At 62.5% G+C, this 22,952-nt stretch carries 20 protein-coding genes; 8 read left to right on the forward strand and 12 right to left on the reverse strand.

Annotation, left to right across the window (positions count from 1 at the left end):
• Positions 1-195: 195 nt before the first annotated feature.
• Complete coding sequence (locus AMS69_RS07370; protein WP_053967426.1) at positions 196-2,628, reverse strand: methyl-accepting chemotaxis protein; 2,433 nt, start codon at positions 2,626-2,628, stop codon at positions 196-198.
• Positions 2,629-2,634: 6 nt separating this feature from the next.
• Complete coding sequence (locus AMS69_RS07375) at positions 2,635-3,654, reverse strand: glycine betaine ABC transporter substrate-binding protein (RefSeq protein WP_238378357.1); 1,020 nt, start codon at positions 3,652-3,654, stop codon at positions 2,635-2,637.
• Positions 3,655-4,060: 406 nt separating this feature from the next.
• Between AMS69_RS07375 and AMS69_RS07380 the strand changes: the two genes are divergently transcribed.
• The 3 genes from AMS69_RS07380 (at position 4,061) to AMS69_RS07390 (ending at position 5,955) form a co-directional block, all read left to right on the forward strand.
• Positions 4,061-4,717, forward strand: a complete 657-nt coding sequence (locus AMS69_RS07380) for a DsbA family protein (RefSeq protein ID WP_053967428.1) — start codon at positions 4,061-4,063, stop codon at positions 4,715-4,717.
• On the forward strand, positions 4,714-5,313 hold the full coding sequence (locus AMS69_RS07385) for a hypothetical protein (RefSeq protein WP_053967429.1): 600 nt from the start codon (positions 4,714-4,716) through the stop codon (positions 5,311-5,313). The genes AMS69_RS07380 and AMS69_RS07385 overlap by 4 nt, the downstream gene beginning before the upstream one ends.
• A 102-nt stretch (positions 5,314-5,415) precedes the next feature.
• Positions 5,416-5,955, forward strand: a complete 540-nt coding sequence (locus tag AMS69_RS07390; RefSeq protein ID WP_053967430.1) for a hypothetical protein — start codon at positions 5,416-5,418, stop codon at positions 5,953-5,955.
• Between the two features lie 47 nt (positions 5,956-6,002).
• Here the strand turns inward: AMS69_RS07390 and AMS69_RS07395 are convergent, their stop codons facing one another.
• The 3 genes from AMS69_RS07395 to AMS69_RS07405 all read right to left on the reverse strand — a co-directional run bounded on the left by AMS69_RS07395 (position 6,003) and on the right by AMS69_RS07405 (position 9,535).
• The gene (locus tag AMS69_RS07395) at positions 6,003-7,643 is read right to left on the reverse strand and encodes a methyl-accepting chemotaxis protein (protein ID WP_053967854.1); all 1,641 of its coding nucleotides are present in this window, start codon (positions 7,641-7,643) and stop codon (positions 6,003-6,005) included.
• Positions 7,644-7,768: 125 nt separating this feature from the next.
• Positions 7,769-8,956, reverse strand: a complete 1,188-nt coding sequence (locus tag AMS69_RS07400; RefSeq protein WP_053967431.1) for a redox-regulated ATPase YchF — start codon at positions 8,954-8,956, stop codon at positions 7,769-7,771.
• Positions 8,957-9,037: 81 nt separating this feature from the next.
• Positions 9,038-9,535, reverse strand: coding sequence for a GNAT family N-acetyltransferase (locus AMS69_RS07405; RefSeq protein WP_053967432.1), 498 nt, complete (start codon positions 9,533-9,535; stop codon positions 9,038-9,040).
• Positions 9,536-9,667: 132 nt separating this feature from the next.
• Here AMS69_RS07405 and trpC point away from each other — a divergent pair, with 132 nt between their 5' ends.
• From trpC to AMS69_RS07425, 4 genes are read left to right on the forward strand one after another with little or no spacing between them, the layout of a single operon-like run.
• Complete coding sequence (trpC, locus tag AMS69_RS07410) at positions 9,668-10,483, forward strand: indole-3-glycerol phosphate synthase (protein WP_053967433.1); 816 nt, start codon at positions 9,668-9,670, stop codon at positions 10,481-10,483.
• Positions 10,480-11,742, forward strand: a complete 1,263-nt coding sequence (trpB, locus tag AMS69_RS07415; RefSeq protein WP_053967434.1) for a tryptophan synthase subunit beta — start codon at positions 10,480-10,482, stop codon at positions 11,740-11,742. The genes trpC and trpB overlap by 4 nt, the downstream gene beginning before the upstream one ends.
• Positions 11,742-12,572, forward strand: coding sequence for a tryptophan synthase subunit alpha (gene trpA, locus AMS69_RS07420; protein ID WP_053967435.1), 831 nt, complete (start codon positions 11,742-11,744; stop codon positions 12,570-12,572). The genes trpB and trpA overlap by 1 nt, the downstream gene beginning before the upstream one ends.
• 26 nt (positions 12,573-12,598) lie before the next feature.
• Positions 12,599-13,402, forward strand: coding sequence for a 2-amino-3,7-dideoxy-D-threo-hept-6-ulosonate synthase (locus AMS69_RS07425; RefSeq protein ID WP_053967436.1), 804 nt, complete (start codon positions 12,599-12,601; stop codon positions 13,400-13,402).
• On the opposite strand, the gene AMS69_RS07430 is transcribed toward AMS69_RS07425, so the two are convergent.
• Positions 13,399-14,646: a P-loop NTPase gene (locus AMS69_RS07430; RefSeq protein ID WP_053967437.1), complete on the reverse strand. Its 1,248-nt coding sequence runs from the start codon at positions 14,644-14,646 to the stop codon at positions 13,399-13,401. The two genes, AMS69_RS07425 and AMS69_RS07430, sit on opposite strands and share 4 nt — an antisense overlap.
• A gap of 241 nt (positions 14,647-14,887) precedes the next feature.
• Here AMS69_RS07430 and AMS69_RS07435 point away from each other — a divergent pair, with 241 nt between their 5' ends.
• Entirely contained in the window at positions 14,888-16,054 is a 1,167-nt protein-coding gene (locus AMS69_RS07435; RefSeq protein WP_053967438.1) for a 3-dehydroquinate synthase II, read from the forward strand.
• Between the two features lie 35 nt (positions 16,055-16,089).
• Here the strand turns inward: AMS69_RS07435 and AMS69_RS07440 are convergent, their stop codons facing one another.
• From AMS69_RS07440 to AMS69_RS07465, 6 genes are all read right to left on the reverse strand, one after another.
• Positions 16,090-16,506, reverse strand: coding sequence for a DUF6677 family protein (locus AMS69_RS07440; RefSeq protein WP_053967439.1), 417 nt, complete (start codon positions 16,504-16,506; stop codon positions 16,090-16,092).
• Between the two features lie 83 nt (positions 16,507-16,589).
• Complete coding sequence (locus tag AMS69_RS07445) at positions 16,590-17,279, reverse strand: type I 3-dehydroquinate dehydratase (RefSeq protein ID WP_053967440.1); 690 nt, start codon at positions 17,277-17,279, stop codon at positions 16,590-16,592.
• A gap of 36 nt (positions 17,280-17,315) precedes the next feature.
• Positions 17,316-18,344 (reverse strand): DNA-methyltransferase, encoded by a 1,029-nt coding sequence (locus AMS69_RS07450; protein ID WP_053967441.1) that lies wholly within the window; start codon positions 18,342-18,344, stop codon positions 17,316-17,318.
• A gap of 383 nt (positions 18,345-18,727) precedes the next feature.
• Positions 18,728-19,693, reverse strand: coding sequence for a transcription initiation factor IIB (locus AMS69_RS07455; RefSeq protein WP_004591241.1), 966 nt, complete (start codon positions 19,691-19,693; stop codon positions 18,728-18,730).
• Between the two features lie 258 nt (positions 19,694-19,951).
• Positions 19,952-20,872 carry a DUF726 domain-containing protein gene (locus AMS69_RS07460; protein WP_155119940.1) on the reverse strand — a complete coding sequence of 307 codons (921 nt, stop codon included), beginning with the start codon at positions 20,870-20,872 and terminating at the stop codon, positions 19,952-19,954.
• A 220-nt stretch (positions 20,873-21,092) separates the two neighbouring features.
• Positions 21,093-22,910 (reverse strand): flippase-like domain-containing protein, encoded by a 1,818-nt coding sequence (locus tag AMS69_RS07465; RefSeq protein ID WP_053967442.1) that lies wholly within the window; start codon positions 22,908-22,910, stop codon positions 21,093-21,095.
• Positions 22,911-22,952: the final 42 nt, after the last annotated feature.

Raw genomic sequence — 22,952 nt, forward strand, 5'->3', positions numbered from 1 at the left:
TTCTCACTCGCCGACACCGACCAACGGCGTCGGAGCCACTCGGCGAACATGTCCGATATCTCTGCAACGTACGCGACCGGCGACTGCCTCACTGACTGCACCGGGCCGCGTTGCGGTCGAGATACGTAGCGAAACGGCAGAGAAAAGTGCGTACTGGACTGCGCCGAGCGCCAGCCCTGTTCACGCGGCTGTCGATCAGCGGTCCCGGGAGTGTTCGCCCCCGTCGACACTGACCTCAAACTCAGACAGTAGCGTCTTGAGCTGTTCGGCCTGCCCGCTCAGCGATTTGATGCTGTCGTTAATCTCCGACATCGAGGCCGCCTGCTCCTCTGCGGCGGCGGACACGCTCTGTACCTCATCAGCAGTGGATTCACTGAGGTCAGCGACTTCCTCGGTCATCGACACCGCCTCTTCAGTGCTGGCGGCCTGATCATCAGTGGTGTCGCTGATCCCCTGAACGCCGGCGTCTGTTTTGTCGGCGTACTCCGATACTTCTGTGAACGCCGCCATGACCTCTTCGACCGCGTCGATGCCTGCCTCCATCGATTCCTCAGCTACTCTGGCTTCGTCGACAGTTATCTCCGTCTGTGACTGGACATCGGTAATGAGCTGCTCTATTTCGGTCGCCGATGCCTGCGTTTCCCCGGCGAGTTCCTTGACCTCGTCGGCCACGACGGCAAACCCGTCGCCGTCTTTGTCGGCACGTGCAGCTTCGATGTTCGCGTTCAGCGCGAGCATATTCGTCTGCTCTGCGATGTCTGCAATCAGCTCGACGATGGTGCTGATTTCCGCCATTTGCTCGTCCAACTGTTCGACGTTCTCGACAGTCGTGTCGATGGCTTCCTGTACCCTGCGCGAACTTTCGAGCGCGACTCTGGCCGTGTCTTCGCCCTCTCGGGCGACGTCGGCGGTCTGATTCGAGTGTTCTGCAACCGAGTCAGCGGACGCGGCTACCTCTTCGATGGCTGCCGAAAGGTCAGTCATCTCTCCCGAGACCGTGTCCAGCATATCGCGTTGCTCGTCGGCGGCAGCCGCGATCTCCTGCACCGATTCGCTGACCTCACCACTCGCACGCTCGGCGTCAGCCGCCCCGACTTCGGCCTCCTCGCTGGCGGCTGTGACGGTATCCGCGAACTCCTGAATGTCGACGATAGTGCGCTCCCACTGTGCGAGCATATCGTTGAACGACGACGCGATAGCCGCCATCGCCTCGTTGTCGGTCTCGCTTTCGGGCAGACGACGAGTCAGGTCACCGTCTGCGCATGCTTCCATCACGTCGCTGTAGATCTCTGCTTGCTGTTCCAGTTCCGCTGCGAGCGTTTCTGCCTCTTCCTTTGCCTGCTCGGCGCGGGCACGCTCTTCCTCCGCTTCTTGCTGGGCGTCTGTTGCTTGCTCACGGGCAGCCTCAGCTTCGTCGATTTTCGAGACGAGTGCATCGCGCATACTCCCGATTGACGTGAACAACTGCCCGATTTCGTCTCGACGAGAGCTCGAAACGTTGATGTCGTACTCTCCCTGCTCGATGGCAGTGGCGGCCGCAGAGAGCTGTTGCACGGACGTCGCCGTGTTCCGGCCAATCGTACCACCGACGACGACAACACCACCGAGCGCGAGCAGAATGAACGCCAAGATATCAGTCCGAATCTGCTCGCTCAGCGCGAACGCGTTCGCCGCAGGTGTGTGTTTGATAACGACCCAGTTTGTCCCGGGGATAGTCGCGTACGCGGCAACGTGATCGGTGTCGAGCAGTTCTTCCTTTGTTGGCGAGCTGGTGAAGGTGCCCTGTTCCGTCGCTGTGCTAATCTCTGGGATGGCAGACTGCGACGTGTTCGGGATGTACGGCTGCCCGACAGCACTGGTACCTGCGTCTGAGAACAGGACTTCAGTCGAACTCGACGTGGGACGAACGACCTGTGTGAACGTGCCATCGATACCAGTGCTGAACTGCTTGCTCAGGTCGGTAGCGTCGTACTCGACCACGAGTACGTGTGTGAAGTCGGCGGCGACGCTCATCGAACTGACCACTCGTTTGTCGTTCGCGTTCGTGTACGGGTTCGACGAGACTACTGTGTCGCGGCCGATAGACCGAGTCCGGTCCACCCACGGATGGGTGTCCGATGTGACGCGCGTGCCGCGGAGCGTTTCGTCAGTACTCGCCACAATCCTTGCCTCCCCCGCCGTGCCGACAGTGGGATCTGCGAGGTGGACGGCAGCGACGCGGTCGGACTGTAGCTCATCTGCTGCGAGTCGCTCCGTGTAGGCCTGCTGGTCTTCGCGCGTCGCGTTGAAACCAAGCAGCGGATTGTTTGACGCGACGAGTACCGGCCGCTCGTTGCGCTCAACCCACTCGTTCAACAGGCCGGCTTCGGCGTTGACCTCCTGTACGAGCTGTTGTGCCGTGTCGTCTTCGAGTGTGGCAGTGGCGTTCCCCTGCACCCAGAACCCGCCGGCCGCGATAAGTACCACAATCACGAGCAATGCAACAGCGAACTTGACGAGATACGACCGAACTGGCAGCAGCGCAATAGCTTTCGCTCGCTCCAGTCCTGCTGTGTCCGAGGCCGCTTCCGCTGTCGGGTCTCCTGATTCGTCGTCACCGTTACCTGAATGTGCTGTAGATTCGTCCATACTGACTCAGATGAAGCCGTTGGCTTTGAGGTGGTCAACAACCGCCTGCTGGCTACCGACCTCGGTTGCATGGCTGTTCAGCTCTTGCATCGTCTTCGCGTCAGGGATGGCATCTGGCATCTTGTTCAGCGCCGACACCACGGCGTCCGTTGCGACATCCTCGTGAACAACACCGACCGGGTGGAAAAACGGCCAGAAGTTTCGGTCGTCATCGAGGTACACGATGTCTTCGACGGTTGTGAGCCACGCGCTGGTGCTGTACCCAAAGCTGAGGTCAGCATACCCTTCATCGACGGCCGTGCCAGCTGCCTGTGCCGACGCCGCCTCGATGAACTCCTGTTCTGTCTCCCAGCGCGCCACGTGCTCGGCCTCAAATCCGTAGTACTCAACTAAGGCATCGAAGCCATCGCTACGAGTCCTGAACCCGTCGCCAAACGCAGGTCGAATATCGTAGTTCCCGTCGTTGACGTAGCCGGCAAGGTCGCTGATTGTCTCGATACCGGTCCCTTCAATAGCGTCCTCGCGGATAAATACGGCCCACGTGTTCTGCCAGTCTGCGCGGTCGAGAATCCGGATTGGGTGCTCTGATTCCATCTCGGATTTCAACGCTTCGTACTGCTCATCAGGTGTCTCGAAGTCGGCTTCGTCGTGACTGGGCGGGTGCGTAGCCCACAGTGACCCCATGTAGTCGTAGTACGCGTGGATATCGCCTGCCTGATACGCCTCGGCGTGTGCAGCGTTCCCGCCGAAGCCGGTTTCATCCACGAGATTCGCACTCGTGTTGCTGGCGAGCAATTCGTAAGCGATGTACCCGAGGTTCAACTGCTCCGTGTAGCCTTTTGAACTTACGACGACTGACAATGAACCGTTGACGGACCCAGCGGCTTCGTCCCCGCTCTCAACTGTACTTGATTCTGTGTCTCCGCCGCTCGAACAACCGACCAGCGTGGCGGTTCCGCCAGTCGCGAGCATTCCGAGCAACCGTCGCCGGCTTCCGGTCCACGGCTGCCGTCTTTCATCTACCATTGCTCAACCTGTAGCTAATGAGAGTCAAAAAGCCGTTGCCGAGAGTATCAGTAGTGATACTAGAACAGTGTAACCGTGTATAATTTATGCCCTAGATATCGGCGAGGTCAACAGAGGGAGTCTTTTACAGGAGGGGTATCACAGTAATTGACGTGCTAAATACTGTTCATGTCTGTGTTAATCGGACTGTCAGAAGGCACTCGACAAACCGTCGTCAGCTACAGCTAACAGTTGGGAAAGCCTCGGCACTCATAGGGCTCGTCATCAGCGAGGAGTCACCCCGGTTCGGCCCTGTGAGTCGTCGTCATCGGCCGCCAGATGGTACCGCCGCCGGCGACAAGACGGTTACTCATCGTGGCCACACAGTGGAACAAACGCTAAACCCACGCGGGTCAACCAGTCGTATATGAACAGACGACGCTTTCTCACACTTTCGGGAACGGGTGTCGTCGGCGCAATCGCGGGGTGCAGTAGCGAGGCGGACAGCGCTGAATCCGTCGACAGCCACCCGGCGGCCGCCGACCTCGAAGCCCAGCCCCGCCGCGGCGAACTGGGCGGCCACGTCGTCCTGGCGTTCGAAGACCCCTCCTGTCCGACCTGCCGCCGCTTCCACGAGAACACGGTGCCGGCTATCCGGGAGAACATCGTGGGGACGGGCAAGGGCGCGTACGTCGTCCGGACGTACCCGGTCATCTACCCCTGGGGTGAGCCGGCGACGCAGGCGCTGGAGTCGACGTTCGCCCGCGACAGCGAGGCGTACTGGGCGCTGTTCGAGCACTACTTCGCCGAACAGTCGTCGTTCGGCCCGGACAACGTTCTGGACCGGACGGCGACGTTTCTCACCGAGGAGACAGCGGTCGACGGCGAGGCAGTCGCACGCGACGCGCAAGAGCGGGTACACGACGACGCTGTGCAGGCCGACATCCAGGCGGCCGAGAACGCCGGACTGGGTGAAACAACGCCGATAATTCTGCTGTTCGAGGACGGAGAGTTCGTGACGAAGGTTAACGGGAGCGTCAGCTACGACCTCATCGCCGAGGCACTGGGAGAGCGCGACGGATGAGCACCGCACGCGGCCTCCGCCTGCCAACGACGCGCGGGGACTGGCGGCTCATGGGCCGGACGGTCAGGCTCGTGCTCACGCTGCCGGTCTATGCGGCGGTCGCCGTGATCGCTGCCGTCGTCTCGCTGACGGTCTTCGTCGTTTCGCTGAACGTCCCGCTGGTGCTTGACCTCGTTATCGGTGGATCGCTCCCGCTTGCCAGCCGGCTCCGTGTACTCGCTGAACTGTATCCGTTTATCGGCACGTCGTTCAACCCGGCCCAGGGAATCCTGCTGGTCGTCGTCGCCGTCCTCACGGGTGTCGACATCGGTCTGGTGACGTACCACTTCCGCGAGCATGGGCTCGACCTCCAGCAGGGTGGCGCGGGTGTTGCGGGCGTTGTTCTCGGCACACTCGGCGCGGGCTGTGCGGCCTGTGGGTCGGCGGTTTTGCTGGGGCTGCTGTCGCTCCTCGGCGTTTCGACCTCGCTGCTGTTCTTGCCTCTCGATGGGCTGGAGTTCGCACTGCTTGCGCTCGTGGTGCTGACCCTCTCCATTTACTGGCTCGCAGAGGGGATGCGCGGCGGCGAAATCAACGGGTGTCCGGTCGACATCTGATGTGTCGCTGTGCGGTCATCCGTTCGGCTTTATCGAGGAGATATCCGTGTCAGTGAGAGAAAACGTATAGTATCGGCAGCCGAACACCCATACCGAGAAGATATGTCCGAGACGGAGTCTCAGGTGACGGCTTCGACGGAGTCCCCCGCCGAGTACGAGCACCTCCACCGGAAGCGGAAAGAGACGGCCGGGACGGTCGAACTGGCCGAAGTCGTCGACGTGTGGGTCGGTGAGAGCGAACTCGTCTGTCGGTTCCAGTTCGACTGGGCGACCGACCCGATACAGCGGCGCTACGACCTGAACAGCGACCGCGATATCGCCAAGGTCGAGCGGCTCTGTGAAGCGAACGGCCTGCAGTTCGAGCAGGCCAGTCATCTAGAAGGGTCGCTTGTCGAACTCGAATACACGGGGTCACAGTGGCTACCGCGGCCAGAGGCTGCCTACACAGACGGAGCGGGATCGGCGGTCGAGACATTCCGCGCGGAGTGGCGGTTACTGGTGGCTGAACTGGCGCAGTCGCCCGCGTTCGTCCGGCGAGGCATCGAACGCGTCCGGGAACTGTCGACGACGCAACTGATTATCGGCGTCATCCTCGTCAAAAAAGTCGCCATCATTGCGTTGCTCGCTCATCTTCTGCTGTAGCCGTTCGCCCGCCGGACGGCAGTGTGTGAGTCAGTTCCTGACTCGCCTCAGTCACTCATCACGGATCCGGAGCCAGCCGGCGTGTCCATGCCGTCGGTCCCGGTGGTCTCGAACTGCGAGAGTTCGTCGTTGAGGGTGGTGGCGTCGTCGGCGAACCGTTCCACCGAGTTGACCATCCCGGCAACGGTCTGGCCCTGCTGATCGACCGTCGTAGCCATTTCACGGGCGTCGGTTGCGGTCTCCCCGGCGATGTCGTTGATGTCGTCAATTATCCGCACGACTTCCTGTGCGCTGGTCGCCTGCTGGTCAGTCGCACGGTCGATTTCCTGAATGCCGCCGTTGACATCGACGGTGGCGTCGACCACATCTTCGAGCGTGGTAATGGTCTCGGAGATGGTGTTGCTACCGCGGTCGACAGCCTCCTCCATCGTCTCCATGGCGTCGACGGATGTGCCGACCTGGGATCGCAGCGAGCCGATGAGGTCCTCCACGTCGCCGGTGGCGGCCTGTGTCTCGGTCGCAAGCTGTTTGATTTCGTCCGCGACGACGGCAAAGCCCGAGCCCGCCTGGCCGGCACGGGCGGCTTCGATGGAAGCGTTCAGCGCGAGCATATTCGTTTCCTCGGCGATACCGTCGATGACTTCGACGATCTCGGCCATGTCCTCCGCGATATCGTCGAGTTGCTGGACCTCGCTTGCGGCGTTCGTTGAGTGATGGCGGATCTCGTCGACGGCGCTCTGAGCTTCCGACGAGGACCGCTGGGCGTCTCGGCCGAGATTCGCAGCAGTGTTGCTCTGTTCGGCGATTTCAGCCACAGATGAAGCCATTTCCTCGACGGTCGCCGAGAGGTCACTGAGTTCGCTCGCCGCGTCGTCTAGTTGCTGGCGCTGGGTTTCTGCCCCGTCGGCGATGTCGGACGCGGTGTCGGCCACGGACTGTGTCTCATCACGGACCTGCTGCCCGTCGGCCAGTACGGTTTCACTTCCGGTGGCGATACGTGTCGAGGTCGACTGGCCGCTGCCGATAGCAGTCTCCAGATCACTCAGCGTCTCATTAATCGCGGTCCCGACAGCGGCCATGGCGTCGCTCATGCTGTCGGTGTCGACACGGGCGGTCAGGTCGCCGGCGGCCGCGTCGTCGAGCGCCGTCCGGTACTGTGACGCTTTCAGTTCGAGGTGGCTGCTCAGCGCCTCCATCTCGCTGCGCTCGGCTTCTGCGGTTTCACGGGCGTCTTCGGCCGCTTCGCGAGCCTCCTCGGCACGCTCCTGAGCTTCGTTTGCTTCCTGAATGTTCCGGCCGAGTGAGGCCGCCGCCCGTTCGAGTTTCGTGTACGCGTCTCCGACCTCGTCAATCCGGTCGACGCCGAAGTCGATGTCGTACTGGCCGTTGTCGACTGCCGTCGCCTTTCGGTTTATCTCGATTATCGCGCGGTACATCTCACAGTAGCCCAGAAATCCGGTCACGGCGACGACGAACCCGATGAACACTGCGGCGGCTGTCACGGAGGAAAACAGCACGATAGCTAGTGCCGGTGCGCCCACAATCGACATCGCTGCCAGCAGGAAGACACGGGCGCTGAACGTCCGACGAAGCGGCGTCGGCAGGAACGGTTCGATTGTCATGGGCACAGTGCCGACCGCGAGCATGAGCCGACCAAGCGCGCCCGTCGAATCATCTGCGGTCGTCATCGAAACCACCTCGAAACAGGTGCCAAACAGACGACAAAAATAGGCCTTTTCGGGTGCATGTGTCACGTTCTCTCCGATCTATAAAAAGTCGCACCCTCAGAGTATCAGCGGTGAATCTCCTAGTGTTAGTTCGTTGTCGTGATTTCGACCACGTCGCGGTGGTCGAGTTCGGTGTCAGCGCCGATCTGGCGTTCGGTGCGCACGTCGTGCGCATGGAGGAACCCGTCACCGATGTCCGTGTGCAGGAAGTACGCGAAGTCCTCGGCGGTCGAGCCGTCGGGGAGGACGAAACAGTCCTGCAGGAAGGTGCCATCCTCCTGAGGTTTGCGAGCGCCGGGGAACACCGCGATAGCGCCCAGTTCCTCGAACAGCGCGGTTTCCAGCGCCTGCTGGACGCCCGTCCCGCCGAAATCGGTCACGAACTCCCGAATCTGTTCCAGCCCCGCGGCCTTCTCCTCGGGCAGGTCCGCCGTCACCTCGAAGTCCTCGTCGCCCGGCCGGTAGTCCAGCACGCCCTGCTCGTTGCCGTTTTTCAGCGCCTTCTCCGCGTGGGCGGAGACGGGCACGAACGTGAGGTGTTCGTACGCCGGGTCCTCGGTGACGGTCTCCCAGTTGTCCTGGGCCGCCTCGGTGTCCATCTTGTTCGCCGCGATGAGCATCGGCTTGGTCCGGATGCGAATCTCGCGGGCCAGCGCCTCCTTGTCCGCGTCGTCCCAGGTGTCGGGGTCCAGTTCCAGGTCCAGTGCGAGCACGACCTGCTTTATCTCGTCGGCGTTGATTTTGAACGCCGACATCTGCTCGGCGAGGTCGTCCTCGATGGCCTTGTCCTCGCCGTGGTAGCCCGAGCGGTAGCGCTCGATGCCCTTCTCCAGGATGTCGAGGTACCACATGTCCAGTTCGTCTTCGAGGAAGTCGATGTCCTCGCGCGGGTCGTGGTCCTCGGTGGGTTCCCCTTCGAGGTCCGTCTCGCCGGTGAAGTCGACGACGTGGACGAGCACGTCGGCCTCGTTGAGGTCCGTGAGGAACTGGTTCCCCAGCCCCTTTCCTTCGTGTGCGCCGGGGACGAGGCCGGCCACGTCGACCAGTTTCGTCGGGACGAAGCGGACGCCGTCCGTGCAGTAGCCGTGGTTGGGCGTGCAGGTGTGGTCGAACTCCGGGGCCGCACAGTCGACGCGGACGTAGGCCTCGCCCATCGACGGGTCGATTGTCGTGAACGGGTACGCGCCCTCGGGCACGTCGTTCATCGTCGCCGCATTGAAGAAGGTGGACTTGCCGACGGAGGGTTTGCCGACGAGTCCGATCTTGTAGCTCATTGCACCGACGAAGCGGTTTCAGCGGCTTAAACGCTGTTACACGAGCGACGAGAGCGTGTGAGTCACACGCAACGGGCGGGGTCACACCGTCCGCTCGTACACGTTCACGGGGTGTTCCTGGCCGCCGAACTCGGCCGTCCGCTCGCCGACCTTCTGGAAGTGGGCCCGGTAGAACCCGTTGCCGACCTCGTTCTCGGCCAGCACCTCGTCGCGGATTTTCCGCACGGAGAGGTCGCGCAAGTGGGCCTCGCCCCGGCGGAGCAGTTCGGTCCCGATGCCCTCGCCCCAGTAGTCCGGGTGAACGTACAGGTCGAGGTCACCGAACCCGGTCGCGTCCGTCATCCCACAGCTCATGTACGCCACTACGTCGTCGTCGGCCGTCGAGACGAACAGTCCGACCTCGTCGAGTTCAATCATCCGTTCTAGTACCGGCGGCGCGTACCCCTCCCTGAGGTGGTCGTTCACCGTCTCTGCTCCGAGGATATCATCGTACACCGCGTGCCATGCGGCCCGTGCGACCCGACGGATATCTGCGATATCCACCGATTCGGCCGGTCGGATGGCTGTCTGGAACGACATATGTGAACATGCAGCGTGAACCCTCATAGAACTGTGGTCTGTTTGACACCGAGCGGTATCCGCTGTGCCCCCCGCTTCGCGTGAGGTAATAGGGCAACTCTTATGTACACTTCTGTACGTTAGTGTTCAGTAATGGACGACAGTGAGGAGATAGCCCCAGCGGTTCAGTCGATTCTCGATGCGGCGCGGGAGCGCGGTGGCGGCGGCGACAGGGTGTCGGTGTCGCCCCGGTCGCTGTCGGACGCCTTCGACGCGGCGGCGGCCGACGGGCGAACGCCGGTTATCGCCGAAATCAAGCCCACGAGTCCGACCGCGAATGGCGAGCGGACCGACGACCCGGTCGACCTCGCCCGGCAGATGGTCGAAGGCGGTGCGGCGGCGCTGTCTGTGCTGACGGAGCCAGACCACTTCGGCGGGTCGGCGAGAACGCTCGAACGGGTCCGTGATGCCGTCGACGTGCCTGTTCTGCGGAAGGACTTCATCCTCCACGAGGACCAACTGGATGTCGTCGAAGCGGACGTGATTCTGCTCATCGTCCGCTTTCTCGAAGCCGAGGGCACTGACGACCTCGCTGATCTCCTTACGGCCGCGCGAGAGCGTGGATTTCAGGTCCTCGTGGAGACCCACACCGCGGCAGAGGTCGAGACGGCGGTCGGCGCTGGCGCGGACATCATCGGCGTCAACAACCGCGACCTCGCGGAGCTAGAGGTCGACCTCGGAACGTTCGAGTCCGTCGCGCCAGACGTCCCGGAGGGCGTCACACTCATTGCTGAAAGTGGCATACAGACAGCAGACGATGTCACGCGGATGTGCGATGCCGGTGCGGACGCCCTACTGATCGGCTCGGCGATTATGGACCACGACGCGGCGACGGACGTGGAAGCGAACACGCGGCGACTGACAGATGCGGACACTGATGCGGTTGAAACGACGACTACAGACACATGAGTACTGACGACGCACACGACCCCAAGTTCGGCGAGTACGGTGGACAGTACGTGCCCGAGGCGCTGATGCCAGCTATCGAAGAGCTGACCGACGCCTACCAGCGGTACGTGCTCGAAAACGAGGACGGCTTCATGGACGAGTTCCGGGAGCGACTGGCCGACTTCGGCGGCCGACCGACGCCGCTCCAGTACGCCGACCAGCTTTCGGCCCGGTACGACACGGACGTGTACCTCAAGCGCGAGGACCTGCTCCACGGCGGGGCCCACAAGCTCAACAACGCGCTCGGGCAGGTCCTGCTGGCGAAGTACATGGGCAAGGAGCGCATCATCGCCGAGACCGGTGCGGGCCAGCACGGCACCGCGACGGCGATGGCGGCGGCCCATCTGGACATGCCCTGTGAGATCTACATGGGCGAGACCGACATCGCGCGCCAGCGGCCCAACGTGTTCCGAATGCGAATCAATGGCTCCGAGGTCAATCCCGTGACGGTCGGCCGCGGGACGCTGAAGGAGGCTATCTCCGAGACGATGCGGGACTGGGCGACTACCGTCGAGAACACCCACTACGTCATCGGGAGTATCGTCGGCCCGCACCCGTTCCCGAAGATGGTCCGGGACTTTCAGGCAGTCATCTCTGAGGAGGCCCGTGAGCAGGTCATCGAGAAGACCGGCAGGCTGCCCGATTCGGTCCTCGCCTGCGCTGGCGGCGGCTCGAACACGATGGGCACCTTCGCCCACTTTGTTGATGATACCGACGTCGACCTCTATGCCGTCGAAGCCGGCGGCTCTTCACTGCAGGTCGACGAGGAGGAGGGCGTTGCGCCCAACTCCGCCACCCTCTCGACCGGCGACGAGGGCGTTCTCCACGGTGCGCGCACGAAGCTCCTGCAGGACTCGGACGGCCAGATCATGGAATCTCACTCCGTCTCGTCGGGGCTAGACTACGCCGGTGTCGGCCCGGAACTGGCCCACCTCGTCGACGAGGACCGCGTCACGCCCGTCAATGTCGACGACGACATCGCGCTAGAGGCGTTCCACCGCCTCTCGCAAGACGAGGGTATTATTCCGGCGCTGGAGACGGCCCACGCCTTTGGCTACCTCGAAGAGCACCACGACGAAGTCGGTGACTCTGTCATTATCAACGTCTCCGGCCGCGGCGACAAGGACCTCGAAATTGCCATCGAAGAGACCGCGAAGCGTGACCTCGATATCGCGCCGGACATGTCTATCTTCGAGCGCGTCGGCGGGGGTGGCCTCTGATGGGCCTCGAACGCGCCTTCGCCGACGAGCCTGCGTTCGTTCCGTACCTCGCAGCCGGCGACCCGAACTATGAGGCGTCGATAGAGTACGTCGAGGCGCTGGCCCGCGGCGGCGCGGATGTCATCGAACTCGGCCTGCCGTTCTCCGAGCCCATCGCGGAGGGGAAGACCATCCAGAACGCTATCGTCCGCTCGCTAGAAGCCGGGATGACGCCCGACCGCTTCTTCCAGTTCGTTGAGGACCTCGACGTGGACGTGCCGCTGGTGTGTATGACCTACTACAACCTCATCTATCAATACGGCTCAGAAGAAGGTCCCCGCCCCTTCGTCGAGACGGCCGCCGCGGTGGGCATCGAGGGGCTCGTTGTCCCGGACCTGCCCGCTGAGGAGGCCGGGCCGCTCCGAACGGCCTGCGACGAGTTCGGGCTCGATCTGGTGTTCATCGTCGCGCCAACGACGAGAGGCGACCGGCTCGAACGGATGCTCGAACAGGTGTCGGGCTACGTGTACGTGCAGGCCCGTCTGGGCGTCACCGGCGCGCGCGAGGACGTGGACGACGCCACCGAGGAGTCGCTGGCTCGCCTCTCAGACTGGGACGTACCAAAGGCCGTCGGGTTCGGCATCAAGACGGGCGACCACGCCGAGCGAATCGTGTCTGCCGGCGCTGACGGCGTCATCGTCGGCTCCGCGCTGGTCGATATCGTCGCCGAGGGCCACGAGAACGGCGATTCTGTCGGTGCGGTGGCCGACCGGCTCGAAGCGAAGGCTCGTGAACTCAAGGAGGGTGCGCTCCGGGGGGCGGCAGAACGACCGCAACCGGAACGCACATAATCGTACTTGCCACACTGTCTCATATCATGACTGCAGGAAAACGCGCACGACTCGAACGTATCGGGACAGACGACACATACGTCATCATCCCGATGGACCACGGCATCACAATGGGGGCCGTAAAGGGCCTCAAAGACATCGAATCAACGATTGACGCGGTTACCAGCGGCGGCGCAGACGCCGTCCTTACCCAGCGTGGCATCGCCGGACGGGTCCACCCCAACAAGAACGACGCGGGCTATATCACTCATCTCAACGGCTCTACTACTATCGGCCCGGACGAGCAAGACAAGCGGACCACTGGAACGGTGGAAGACGCCATCCGCGCCGGGGCCGACGCCGTCTCGTTCCACATCAACGTCGGCAGTCAGTACGAACCCGAACAGATAGAGGAACTCTCCGAACTGACGACCGAAGCCAGCCGGTACGGCCTGCCGGTGCTGGCGATGGCCTACGCCCGCGGCCCCGACATCGACTCCGAGAACGAGGACTACAACCAGTCCGTCGGCCACGCCGTCCGACTGGCCGAGGAACTCGGCGCGGACATCGTCAAGACCGGCTACACCGGCTCCGCCGAGACGTTCCAGCACGTCGTCGAGTCCACGTCGCTGCCGGTGGTCATCGCCGGCGGCTCGAAGGGCACCGACGAGGAGACTGTCCGGATGGTCCGCGGGACGATGGACGCCGGGGCCGCCGGCGTCTCGATGGGCCGTTCTATTTTCCAGCACGACGAACCGGAGAAGATCGCCCGCGCCGTCTCCGCCGTCGTCCACGACGACGCCACCACCGAAGAGGCGCTCCGCGAGGCCGGACTGGCCGTCGAGGCCTAAAAGCCAAACAGCGACCGCATTCGCGAGCCGAGACCGTCTCCGTCGCCGGCATCCGCGTCGCCCTCGGTTGGGGTGTCCGACGGCGAGTTACTGGCTTCCTGTTCCGGCGCGTCGGCACCTCGTGACTCACTGCCGTCTCGCTCTACCTCGTCGGCATCCTGCTCCCGCTCGTCCGTCGGCGCTGATTCGCTCTCCACCAGCTCACTCCCGTCGATTACCGGCATGGTTTCGGCTCCGTCTTCGATGTCTGTCTCCGAAGCGGCTGGTTTCTCGAGGTCGGTCACTTCGGCTCCATCATCCGCCGGCGGCTCGTCCTCTCTGTCCTGCTCGGCCGGCGCTGGGCCGATCAGATCGCTGTCATCCCTGATTGCTTCCGGTGGGTGGACTGTCTTGCCGCCGTCCGTTGTCCCGAGGCCGTGCCGCTGTGGTGGCTGTTCCGCTTGCCGGCTCGTCGGTTCTGGGTCGTCCGAGTCAGCTGGCTCCGCCAGAGCGGCTGCGTTTGGCGTGGTGTCGGTCGACGCCTTTTCAGTGTCAACGAGCTGTTCGGATATCCGCTTGTAGGCAATGGCGGCACCGCTGTTGGGCGCGTTCCTGACGACGGGCGTGCCACTGTCTTGGGAGTGCGGGACGGCGTCGTCTTCCGGAACGTGTCCGAGCAGTTCGACGTCGAGGAACGCAGCGATTTCATCGGCACCCGGCGACGCGCCTGTCCCAGACTTCGTGAGGAGCAGGCCTCGAACTGGCGCGTCGACCCGCTCTGCGAGTTCTTTGGTGTTCGAAACGTTCCGTATCGATGCCACCCGCGGTGTCGACACGAGCAACACGTCGTCAGCGAGCTTGAGCGGCTGAATCGTCTCCTCGCTCAGTCCCGCCGGGGTGTCCAACAGAACGATGTCGTGGTGCCACCGAAGGGTTTCGACGACGCCGGGCAGTCGGTCGAGGTCGGTGTCCGCGTACCCTTCGAGCGTCGTCCCGCTCGGCACGATTGACAGGTTCACGTCGGTTTCGTACATCGCGTCTGTGATCGACGCATCGCCGGCGAGCACGTCGTGAAACGTGGCGTCCTCGTCAGTGTCGATGTCGACATCGAGAAAATCAACGAGGTTCGCCATCGCGAGGTCCATCTCCACGACGACGGTCGAGTATCCGGCCTTCGCCAGCAGTGTACCGAGGTTGATGCTGGACGTCGTCTTTCCGACCCCCCCTTTCGCCCCGGCGATTGTGTAGACGTGGTTAGTAACCATCTGTAGCTGGGCTGTATTCTGTAGTTACTTTATTAGTAAAGCTCATTGATAAGTTTACTGGCTAACATTTAATTACGACAATCGGATGTGGATAAATAACAAGTGTCGTATTTTCTCGGTTCTAATTCCAGGAAGCCCACTCGATATCGCTTCTCGTACCCATCTCTCTTCTCTGTTCACCACTCGACAGACCCACCCGGGTTCCGCCACGTTCAAGCCTCGCCGTTGCGGACGTGGGCGTATGACTCGAAGCGTCTGGCTCAAAGCCGACAGCGAGGTCGGCGACTGGGAGACACGGAAACGCCGGATAACCGCTGGTATCGAGGCCGGCGTCGACTGGGTACTGGTCGACGAGGACGATGTCGAACGCGTCTCGGAACTCGGTGAAATAAACATCGCCGCGTTCACCAACGGGGACGTCCACGTGATGGAGGCCGAGGCGGAGGACTCAAAGGCCGATGCAACTATCGTCGGGAAAGACGGCGAGGGCGACGGCACGGTCGACCTCCCCTCTGACTTCTCCGGCTCTGCGGACCTCTCGACGCTGCGGCAGAACGGAGCCGCCCCCGACGGCGGCTACGTCCGCATCTTCGACGAAGACTACGAGGCCTTCGCCGAGGCGGTCGCCGCTGAAGCCGACTTCACCATCGTCATCGGCGAGAACTGGCAGATAATTCCACTCGAAAACCTCATCGCCCGCGTCGGCGAGGAGACGGACCTCATCGCCGGCGTCAGGACCGCCGAGGACGCCCGGACGGCCTACGAGACGCTGGAACTGGGGGCCGACGGTGTCCTGCTTGATACCGACGATGTCGACGAAATCCGCAAGACGGTGGAGGTCCGCGACGAGATGGGCCGGGAGACGCTCGACCTGGAGTACGCCGAGGTCACCGCCATCGAGCAGACTGGCTCCGCTGACCGCGTCTGTATCGACACGGGCAGCCTGATGGAACACGACGAGGGGATGCTCGTCGGGTCGATGGCTCGCGGACTCTTCTTCGTTCACGCCGAGACGGCAGAATCACCGTACGTCGCTTCCCGGCCGTTCCGGGTCAACGCCGGCGCGGTCCACGCATACGTCCGGACGCCTGACGGCGGGACGAAATATCTCTCGGAACTCCAGTCCGGCGACGAGGTCCAGATAGTCGACGCGAACGGTCGGACCCGCGAGGCTATCGTCGGTCGTGCGAAAATCGAGAAGCGCCCGATGTTCCGCGTGCAAGCCGAAACCAAGGACGGCGACCGCATCGAGACGCTGCTCCAGAACGCCGAGACGATCAAGGTCCACACCCAGAACGGCCGAACCGCCGTCACGGATCTCGAACCCGGCGACGAAATCCTCATCCACCATGAGGATACGGCGACGCACTTCGGCGAGCGGATCGAAGAGAGCATCATCGAAAAGTAAGCCGACCTTGTTCGGGGCTGACCGCAGCCGTCGGGCTACTGCTGGTCCGCCTCGACCGGTTCCAGTTGCGTCGTACACCAGTGACAGAAGTCGATGTCTTCGTCGAGTTCCTTGCCGCAGTTCGGGCACGTCGTGCCGGCGTCGACTTCTGTGGCCTGATTTTCGTTGACCGCGACCCAGTAGGCGTCGACGACGTTGAGCGTCGTGATCACAACCGAGCCGATTGTCACCTCGGTGGGTCTGGACTGATACGACGACGAGATAGCCTCTAAGCTTAGCTGGGAGACAGGGTCGATAGCGCCAGTGACGACGAAGACCACTGAGAGCATGAACAGTAACCCGAGCCACAGTAGTCCCCGCACCCACTTACGGAGGTAGAAGTGTCCCAGCCCGGGGAAGATGAACGCAAGCACCACGGCCAGCAACGGCCGCTTGCGTCCTTTGTCAGTCATACTCGGCGAATCTATCTCGCATACCCCTATATCTTCCGAAGAATCACTGTCCGGACGAAAGCCCCGTACAGGCGGCTCCCCAATCAGCCGTCGCTCTGTAGCTGTCCGACCAGCGTCCGGAGCGTTGCGAGGTCGTACTGACCCGGCGCGGTCGCGTCAGCGGGGTCGACCGGTGCATAGCCGATTCGGGAGCCGTACACCGGGGCAACGGCCCGGGAGTGGCGACCGGCCGACCCCATGCACATCGTGGCGACCTGTTCGCCCGCGGCGGTCAGCTCTCGGGTCGCCCCGAGCATCGCCAGCACGTCGTCGGGCGACTGAGCTGTGCTGGCCATCTTCCCCACGTCGCCCTGATTGCAGGCCCGGTCGAGTCGACTCACGATTGCGTCACGGTCGGGCGTCGACTCGAAGTTATGCGTCGAGACGACCACGGTCGCATCGCGGTCGCGGGCAGCGTCGGCAACGCGGCCAGCATTGTGGTCGCCGGCTCCCTCCAGCGCTGCGAGTTCGAGGTCGACAGCCGTCACGGCGTCGTGTTCGAGCGCGGCTTCGAGTGTATCGAGACGACTTGCGGTATCAGCGGCCTCGCCACCCTCCCACGTCGGTCGGTTCGTGACGAGTATCGGGAGATCGCCGTCGTAGGCGTCCAGCTGTGCCAGCGGCTCGTCGGCGAAGTCCATCCGTAACTCCAGTCCGTCAGCATCGGCTCGGGCGGCCGGCTCCACCCCGAGGTCGTCGGTGGCGGCGAGCAGGGTGAACGACTCGAAGTCCATAGGTCGGCTTCGACGGAGTCGCACAAAAAGGCGTGCTTACTCGACCGGCTCGTGGACGGCCCGAAAGCCGTCATCGGTCGCTGTGACTGCGTCAACCGCGTAGAACTGGATTCGCTGCTCCTGTTTCGTGTTGACGGCGAAGTCGTACTGCTTGGCTTCGTATCCCGGTTCCTTGCCGTCGGCGCGCCGCTGTTCCACCCACGAGCGGTGGTCGGCAAGGCGCTCCCGAGCGATGGTCCGGGAGCGCTCCGGGGCAGTGGCGACCCGTTTTTCGAGCGCCGACAGCAGGTCCGGGTCGCGGTCCACACCAACAGAGTTCCGACGGGCGAGCATCGCTGCCAGCGTCGTCGTCCCGGTCCCGAGAAACGGATCGAGTACGGTGTCGTCGTACACAGAGAACATCGAGATGAGCCGATAGGGCACCGTCAGCGGGAAGGCACCCGAGCGGTCCCGAAGCCCGTCGTCGAGGTCCTGGGTCTCGCCGGGCAACTCCCAGAGGTCGGAGAACCACTCGTTGCGCTCCTCCCAGAAATAGGCGCTTTCGTAGCGACGGTCCGCACCGGGTTCGAGGCGGCGGCGCTCCCCGTTGCGGAACACGAGGATGTGTTCGTGTTCCAAGGTCGGGTAGGCGTTCGGCGGCACCATCCCTGAACCCATGAACTTCGCGCCGCTGTTGGTCGGTTTCCGCCACAGAATATCGGGCAGCGCGCGCAGTCCGTGGTCGGTCAGCCGATCGGTTATCTCTGCGTGGTTCGGAAAGGAGCGAAATCCATCCTCCATGGATCGCGTCGCGTCCCCGACGTTGATGCAGGCGATGCCGCCGGGGACCAGCACGCGCTCTATCTCCGCCCACACTGCATCGAGCACGTCGTGCATCAGTGTGAACGCCCGGTCGCCGTCGCCGTCGTCCAGCGCCGCTCCGATGTCAGAATCCAGTTCGGCGAAGATGTCGTCCCACATCTCGATCATCGGATAGGGTGGCGATGTGACCACCAGTTCGACGCTGTCGTCGGGACAGTCGAGCGTGCGGGCGTCACCGGTTCGAACCCGGTGTGTCGTCTCCATACCGGTTCCAGCGGATGAACTGACTCTAGTCTTGCGGTTGTCGGTCGATGACTGTCACTCTGTGACTGTCGTGTCCCGTCCTGCAGTGACAACTGTAGAGACCCAGAAAGCCCCCGTACTCTCAGCTCCCGCGACTCGCTGCGCGCTTCCTCGCTCCCTACAGTCACTCGTCCAGTGCTTGCGTCGTCGGGGTTCGCTGAGAGTACGGCCCCTTTCAGTCGCACCCGATGTCAGCTGGCCAATCAGCTACGGATGGGACTGAAAGGGGCGGCCGGGGCTTTCATGCTGTTTGGACCACCAGTTACGCAACTGGACACGCTGTTTATGTCTCCATTTACGAGAGAAAACGCGTTCCGCAGAGCGATTCAGCGCGTAGTCAAATTTTATGCGACAGGCAGGTCCTGCTCGGCTTCCAGCAGTTCGTGGTAGCGGTTGCGGATGGTGACCTCGGAGATGTCGGCGACCTCGGAGACGGCGGCTTGCGTCGTCTTCTCGTTGGTCAGCAGCGCGGCGGCGTAGACGGCGGCGGCGGCGAGGCCGACCGGCGACTTGCCCGAGTGGACGCCCTGTTCCTTGGCGTTCTGGAGGAGCTGACGGGCGCGGTGTTCGGCCTCGTCGGACAGTTCCAGCGAGGAGGCAAAGCGCGGGACGTAGCTCTCGGGGTCAGCAGGACGGACTTCGAGTGAAAGTTCGCGGACGACGTAGCGGTAGGTGCGGGCGATTTCGCTTTTTTCGACGCGGGAAACCTCGGTAATCTCGTCCAGCGAGCGGGGGACGCCGGCCTGTCGCGCGGCGGCGTAGACGGAGGCCGTCGAGACACCCTCGATGGAGCGGCCGGGGAGGAGGTCCTCGTCCAGTGCGCGGCGGTAGATGACGCTGGCCGTTTCGCGGACGTTCTCGGGCAGGCCAAGCGCTGAGGCCATCCGGTCGATTTCGCCGAGGGCCTGCTTGAGGTTGCGCTCCTTGGAGTCTCGCGTTCTAAAGCGCTCGTTCCACTTGCGCAGGCGCTGCATCTTCTGGCGCTGTTTGCCCGACAGCGAGTTCCCGTACGCGTCCTTGTCGCGCCAGTCGATATTGGTCGAGAGGCCCTTGTCGTGCATCATATTCGTCGTCGGTGCGCCGACGCGGGACTTCTCGTCTTTCTCGCTGGAGTCGAACGCGCGCCACTCGGGGCCGCGGTCTATCTCATCGGACTCGACGACAAGGCCACAATCCTCACAGACTGTTTCGCCGTGTTCGTCGTCGATAACGAGCGAGCCACTGCACTCCGGGCACGCTGTGCTCTCTGATTCAGTCGACTCCGTCGTCTGTTCTTCACGTTGCTGTCGTGTCCGTGTGTGTTCACTCATTGGTTGCGAAGGCGGGTGCTCACCGGGTGGGAGACATCACAGAACCCGGAGGCAGTCGGTAACACTGTATTCGAACGAAAGTCATTAAAGCATTCCGGTATTGTCATGGAGACCACCGATACACGTCACGAAACCCACGTTTGTGCATTAGTCGCATGACCATTCATATAACAGCTGTCGGGTATTTTCGGGGTCATTTCCCACAACTCGGTTATAATTGCGTACAATAAGTAGCGCCGCCCCCCTCGTTATCACTGTCTACTGAAACGTCTCGACGACAGCGGGCAGACACCCTTCGCCGGGCTCGTAGTAGGAATTGTGATCGGCAACAGTCGTCGTGACATCGTAATCGGTGTAATTCTCGGGAGCATCTTCGGGACTCTGCACACCCTTTTCACCAACCGCTTCCGTCCACTCGGCAGCACTGAATGCAATTCCCAGCACCGCGTCGTCGTCTTTGTGGAAGTTGTTGAAGGATGTGGTGGCGTACTCGATTGGCTCACCGTATGCCTCGTCGACCTCAACGACGGATTCTCCGATAGCGCCACCCAGTAGCGTCACCGATGTGACGGCATCTTCACGGCCGCGCTCGTGAAGCGATGCCATCGCCTCGACAGCTACCTTTGCGCCAAGCGAATGCCCGATTATCCGGACTGGAAGTCCACCGCCGTCGTTGTGGTCGATAACCCACTGTGCGAGTTTCGGACCGTTCTGTTCGGCGATGGCGACACCCTCGTTCCAGCCGATGCCGTCGCCCTTGTCTGCATCCCAGGTAAATCCCACTGTGAACTGGTCGTATTCGTTCTTTTCAAGCCCGATTTGACAGGTGTAGGCGGCGTTTCTGGCATCCGTCTCCCCGAGACTCCAGCCGTGGACGAAGATGACGAGTTCCGAATCGTCGCCCCCCTGACTAGACTCCCAATCCCCGACAGTCTCGTACTCTGTTTCGGTATACTCAGACTTCAGTTTCGCGTTGTCTGTGAACTGCTCGCGTGTCGAGACGAGTGGAAACCCCGCTGGAGCCGTGTATTCTCCGTCATCACCGCCGTATTTGCCGCCTCGTACAGAGCCACTCGCACCGAGCGTTGCCACCGATGCCACGGCACCGGTCGAAGCTTTGAGGAAACTGCGTCGCGTCTGTCCGTCCAGTTCGCTCCATTGTATGCTACGTTGAAACATAGCAAAACCGCATAGATTTCGAAGTTATATAATATTAACTATTATAATTAACATTGTTAGTAAAAACGCCCTTATTTGTAATATTAATAAAGAAATACAGCGGCACGGAGACTGCTGGCTGGAAGAGAAGTCTCGGTGGAGCGCCGTTGTATCGGCCCGAGTAGCGCCAGCGCAATCCCGGTAGTACTGGGTGCTGTTGCAGGGCGCGTCAAAACGGCGATCAATCGTTCGTTTCCGGTTCGATAGCGTCCGTCGACTGGGACTCCTCGACGGCTGTCGTCAGGGAGACGTTGAGCCAGGCCATCGACGCGACGCCGCCGATGATGGTGACGATGTTCTTGACCGCGTGGTCGACGATAGCGACACCGATAGCTGCGGCGACGCCGACCGGCGTCAGCGACGCGACGATGACGGTGAACGCACCCTCGTACAGACCGACCCCGCCGGGCGTCAGCGGCAGAACTTTGGCGAGGTTCCCAACGCTGACCGCGAAGAAGCCAACGGCAACCAGTGACGGCGTCAGGCTGTAGCCGAAAGCCGCGAAGACGATCAACGCGGTAATGACGTCGAGCGTCCAGATCAGGAGACTCCCCGCACCGACGCGAGCGAAGGCTGGACCGTCGGCAGCGACTGTCTGCACGTCGCCAACGAACCCCTCGATGATGCCGGCGACGTAGTCGGCGTAGGAGTCGCTGCTCAGTCGCCCGATGACGGCCCGAACGAGGTTCCGGTCGCTCCGCGCACTGGCGACAATAGCCACCACAGCTCCGATTGCTGCAAGGCCAACACCACCAGCTACGGCCACGGCAGTCCGTCCGCTGCTGGCTGCGTCGCCGCCGACGCTATCGCCCGTCAGCGCCGTCAGCAACTGTTCGGCCGATCCCGTTACAGCCAGCCCGATCATGACGACACCAGCAAGTAACGTTATCGTCAGCAGGTCGAACACCCGCTCGACGGCCAGCGACGCGAACCCCGATGGGTACGGAATCGAACGGCGGGCCTTGATAACATACGCCCGGACCGCGTCACCGGCTCGCGCCGGGAACACGAGATTCCCGGTTTGGCTGATGAATACCGCCCCCGTCAGGAAGCGCCACCGCTCCCGGTACCCCATCGAGACGAGGATGTCCCGGTAGCGGATGCCTCGGAGCGGCCACGAGACGGCGTAGACGACGGCGCTTAGTGCGACGATCTCGGGCGCTGCCCCGGCCATCTCCGCAAGAACCCGGTCGGGGTCGAGATACTGCGTCATCAACAGCAGGGCAATGACGACAAGCATCGTCCCCGCGCCGAGCGACACCTCCCGCGTGATTCTGGGGCTGACCGACAGCTCCCAGAACGTCCGGAGTATCTGGCTGCCCATGCCGAACACGTCCCGGACGATGTCCACCTTGGAGTCCCCCTTCGGCGTCCAGTCGACGGGGAACTCCTGTACCCGGTAGCCGTTGCGCTGGGCCTTCACGAGCAGTTCTGTGTCCCAGAACCAGTGCTCGTCCTGCACGAGGGGTAATAGCGTCTCCAGTGCCCCCCGGTCGAAGGCCTTGAACCCACACTGGTGGTCCCTGAGGTCAGACCGGAGGAGCGTCCGGACGAGCGTGTTGTAGCCGAAGCTCGGAACCCCACGTTTTGCGGGTCGGTCGGCTCGGTTTTCGGGCATCCACCGTGACCCCGTCGCCACGTCGTAGCCGTCGATGCGGATGGCGTTGACGAGTTCTTCGAGATGGGACATATCCGTCGCCAGATCCGTATCGAAATACACTAGCGTCTCGCCGTCGGCCCGCTCGAAGGCGTACTCTAACGCGCCGCCGCGACCCAGGCGCTCGTCGCTGTGAATGTGTCGGATCCGACTGTCCTCGTTTGCGAGCCGCGTCGCGATTTCGGGTGTGCGGTCCGAACAGCCGTCCTCAGCGATGATCACCTCGTACGCGTCTTCGGGAAGAAACGAGGCGAGCGTCTCGAGCGTTATCGAGACCGTCTGCTCGATGGTGTCTGCCTCGTTGTAGGCAGGGAGAACGACGCTCACCTCGACCGCAGTCATACGCTCTTGGTCATCCCCGGAATGAAAAGTACTTTCCGTTCG

The sequence above is a fragment of the Haloarcula rubripromontorii genome (genome assembly GCF_001280425.1).
Taxonomy (GTDB): Archaea; Halobacteriota; Halobacteria; order Halobacteriales; family Haloarculaceae; genus Haloarcula; species Haloarcula rubripromontorii.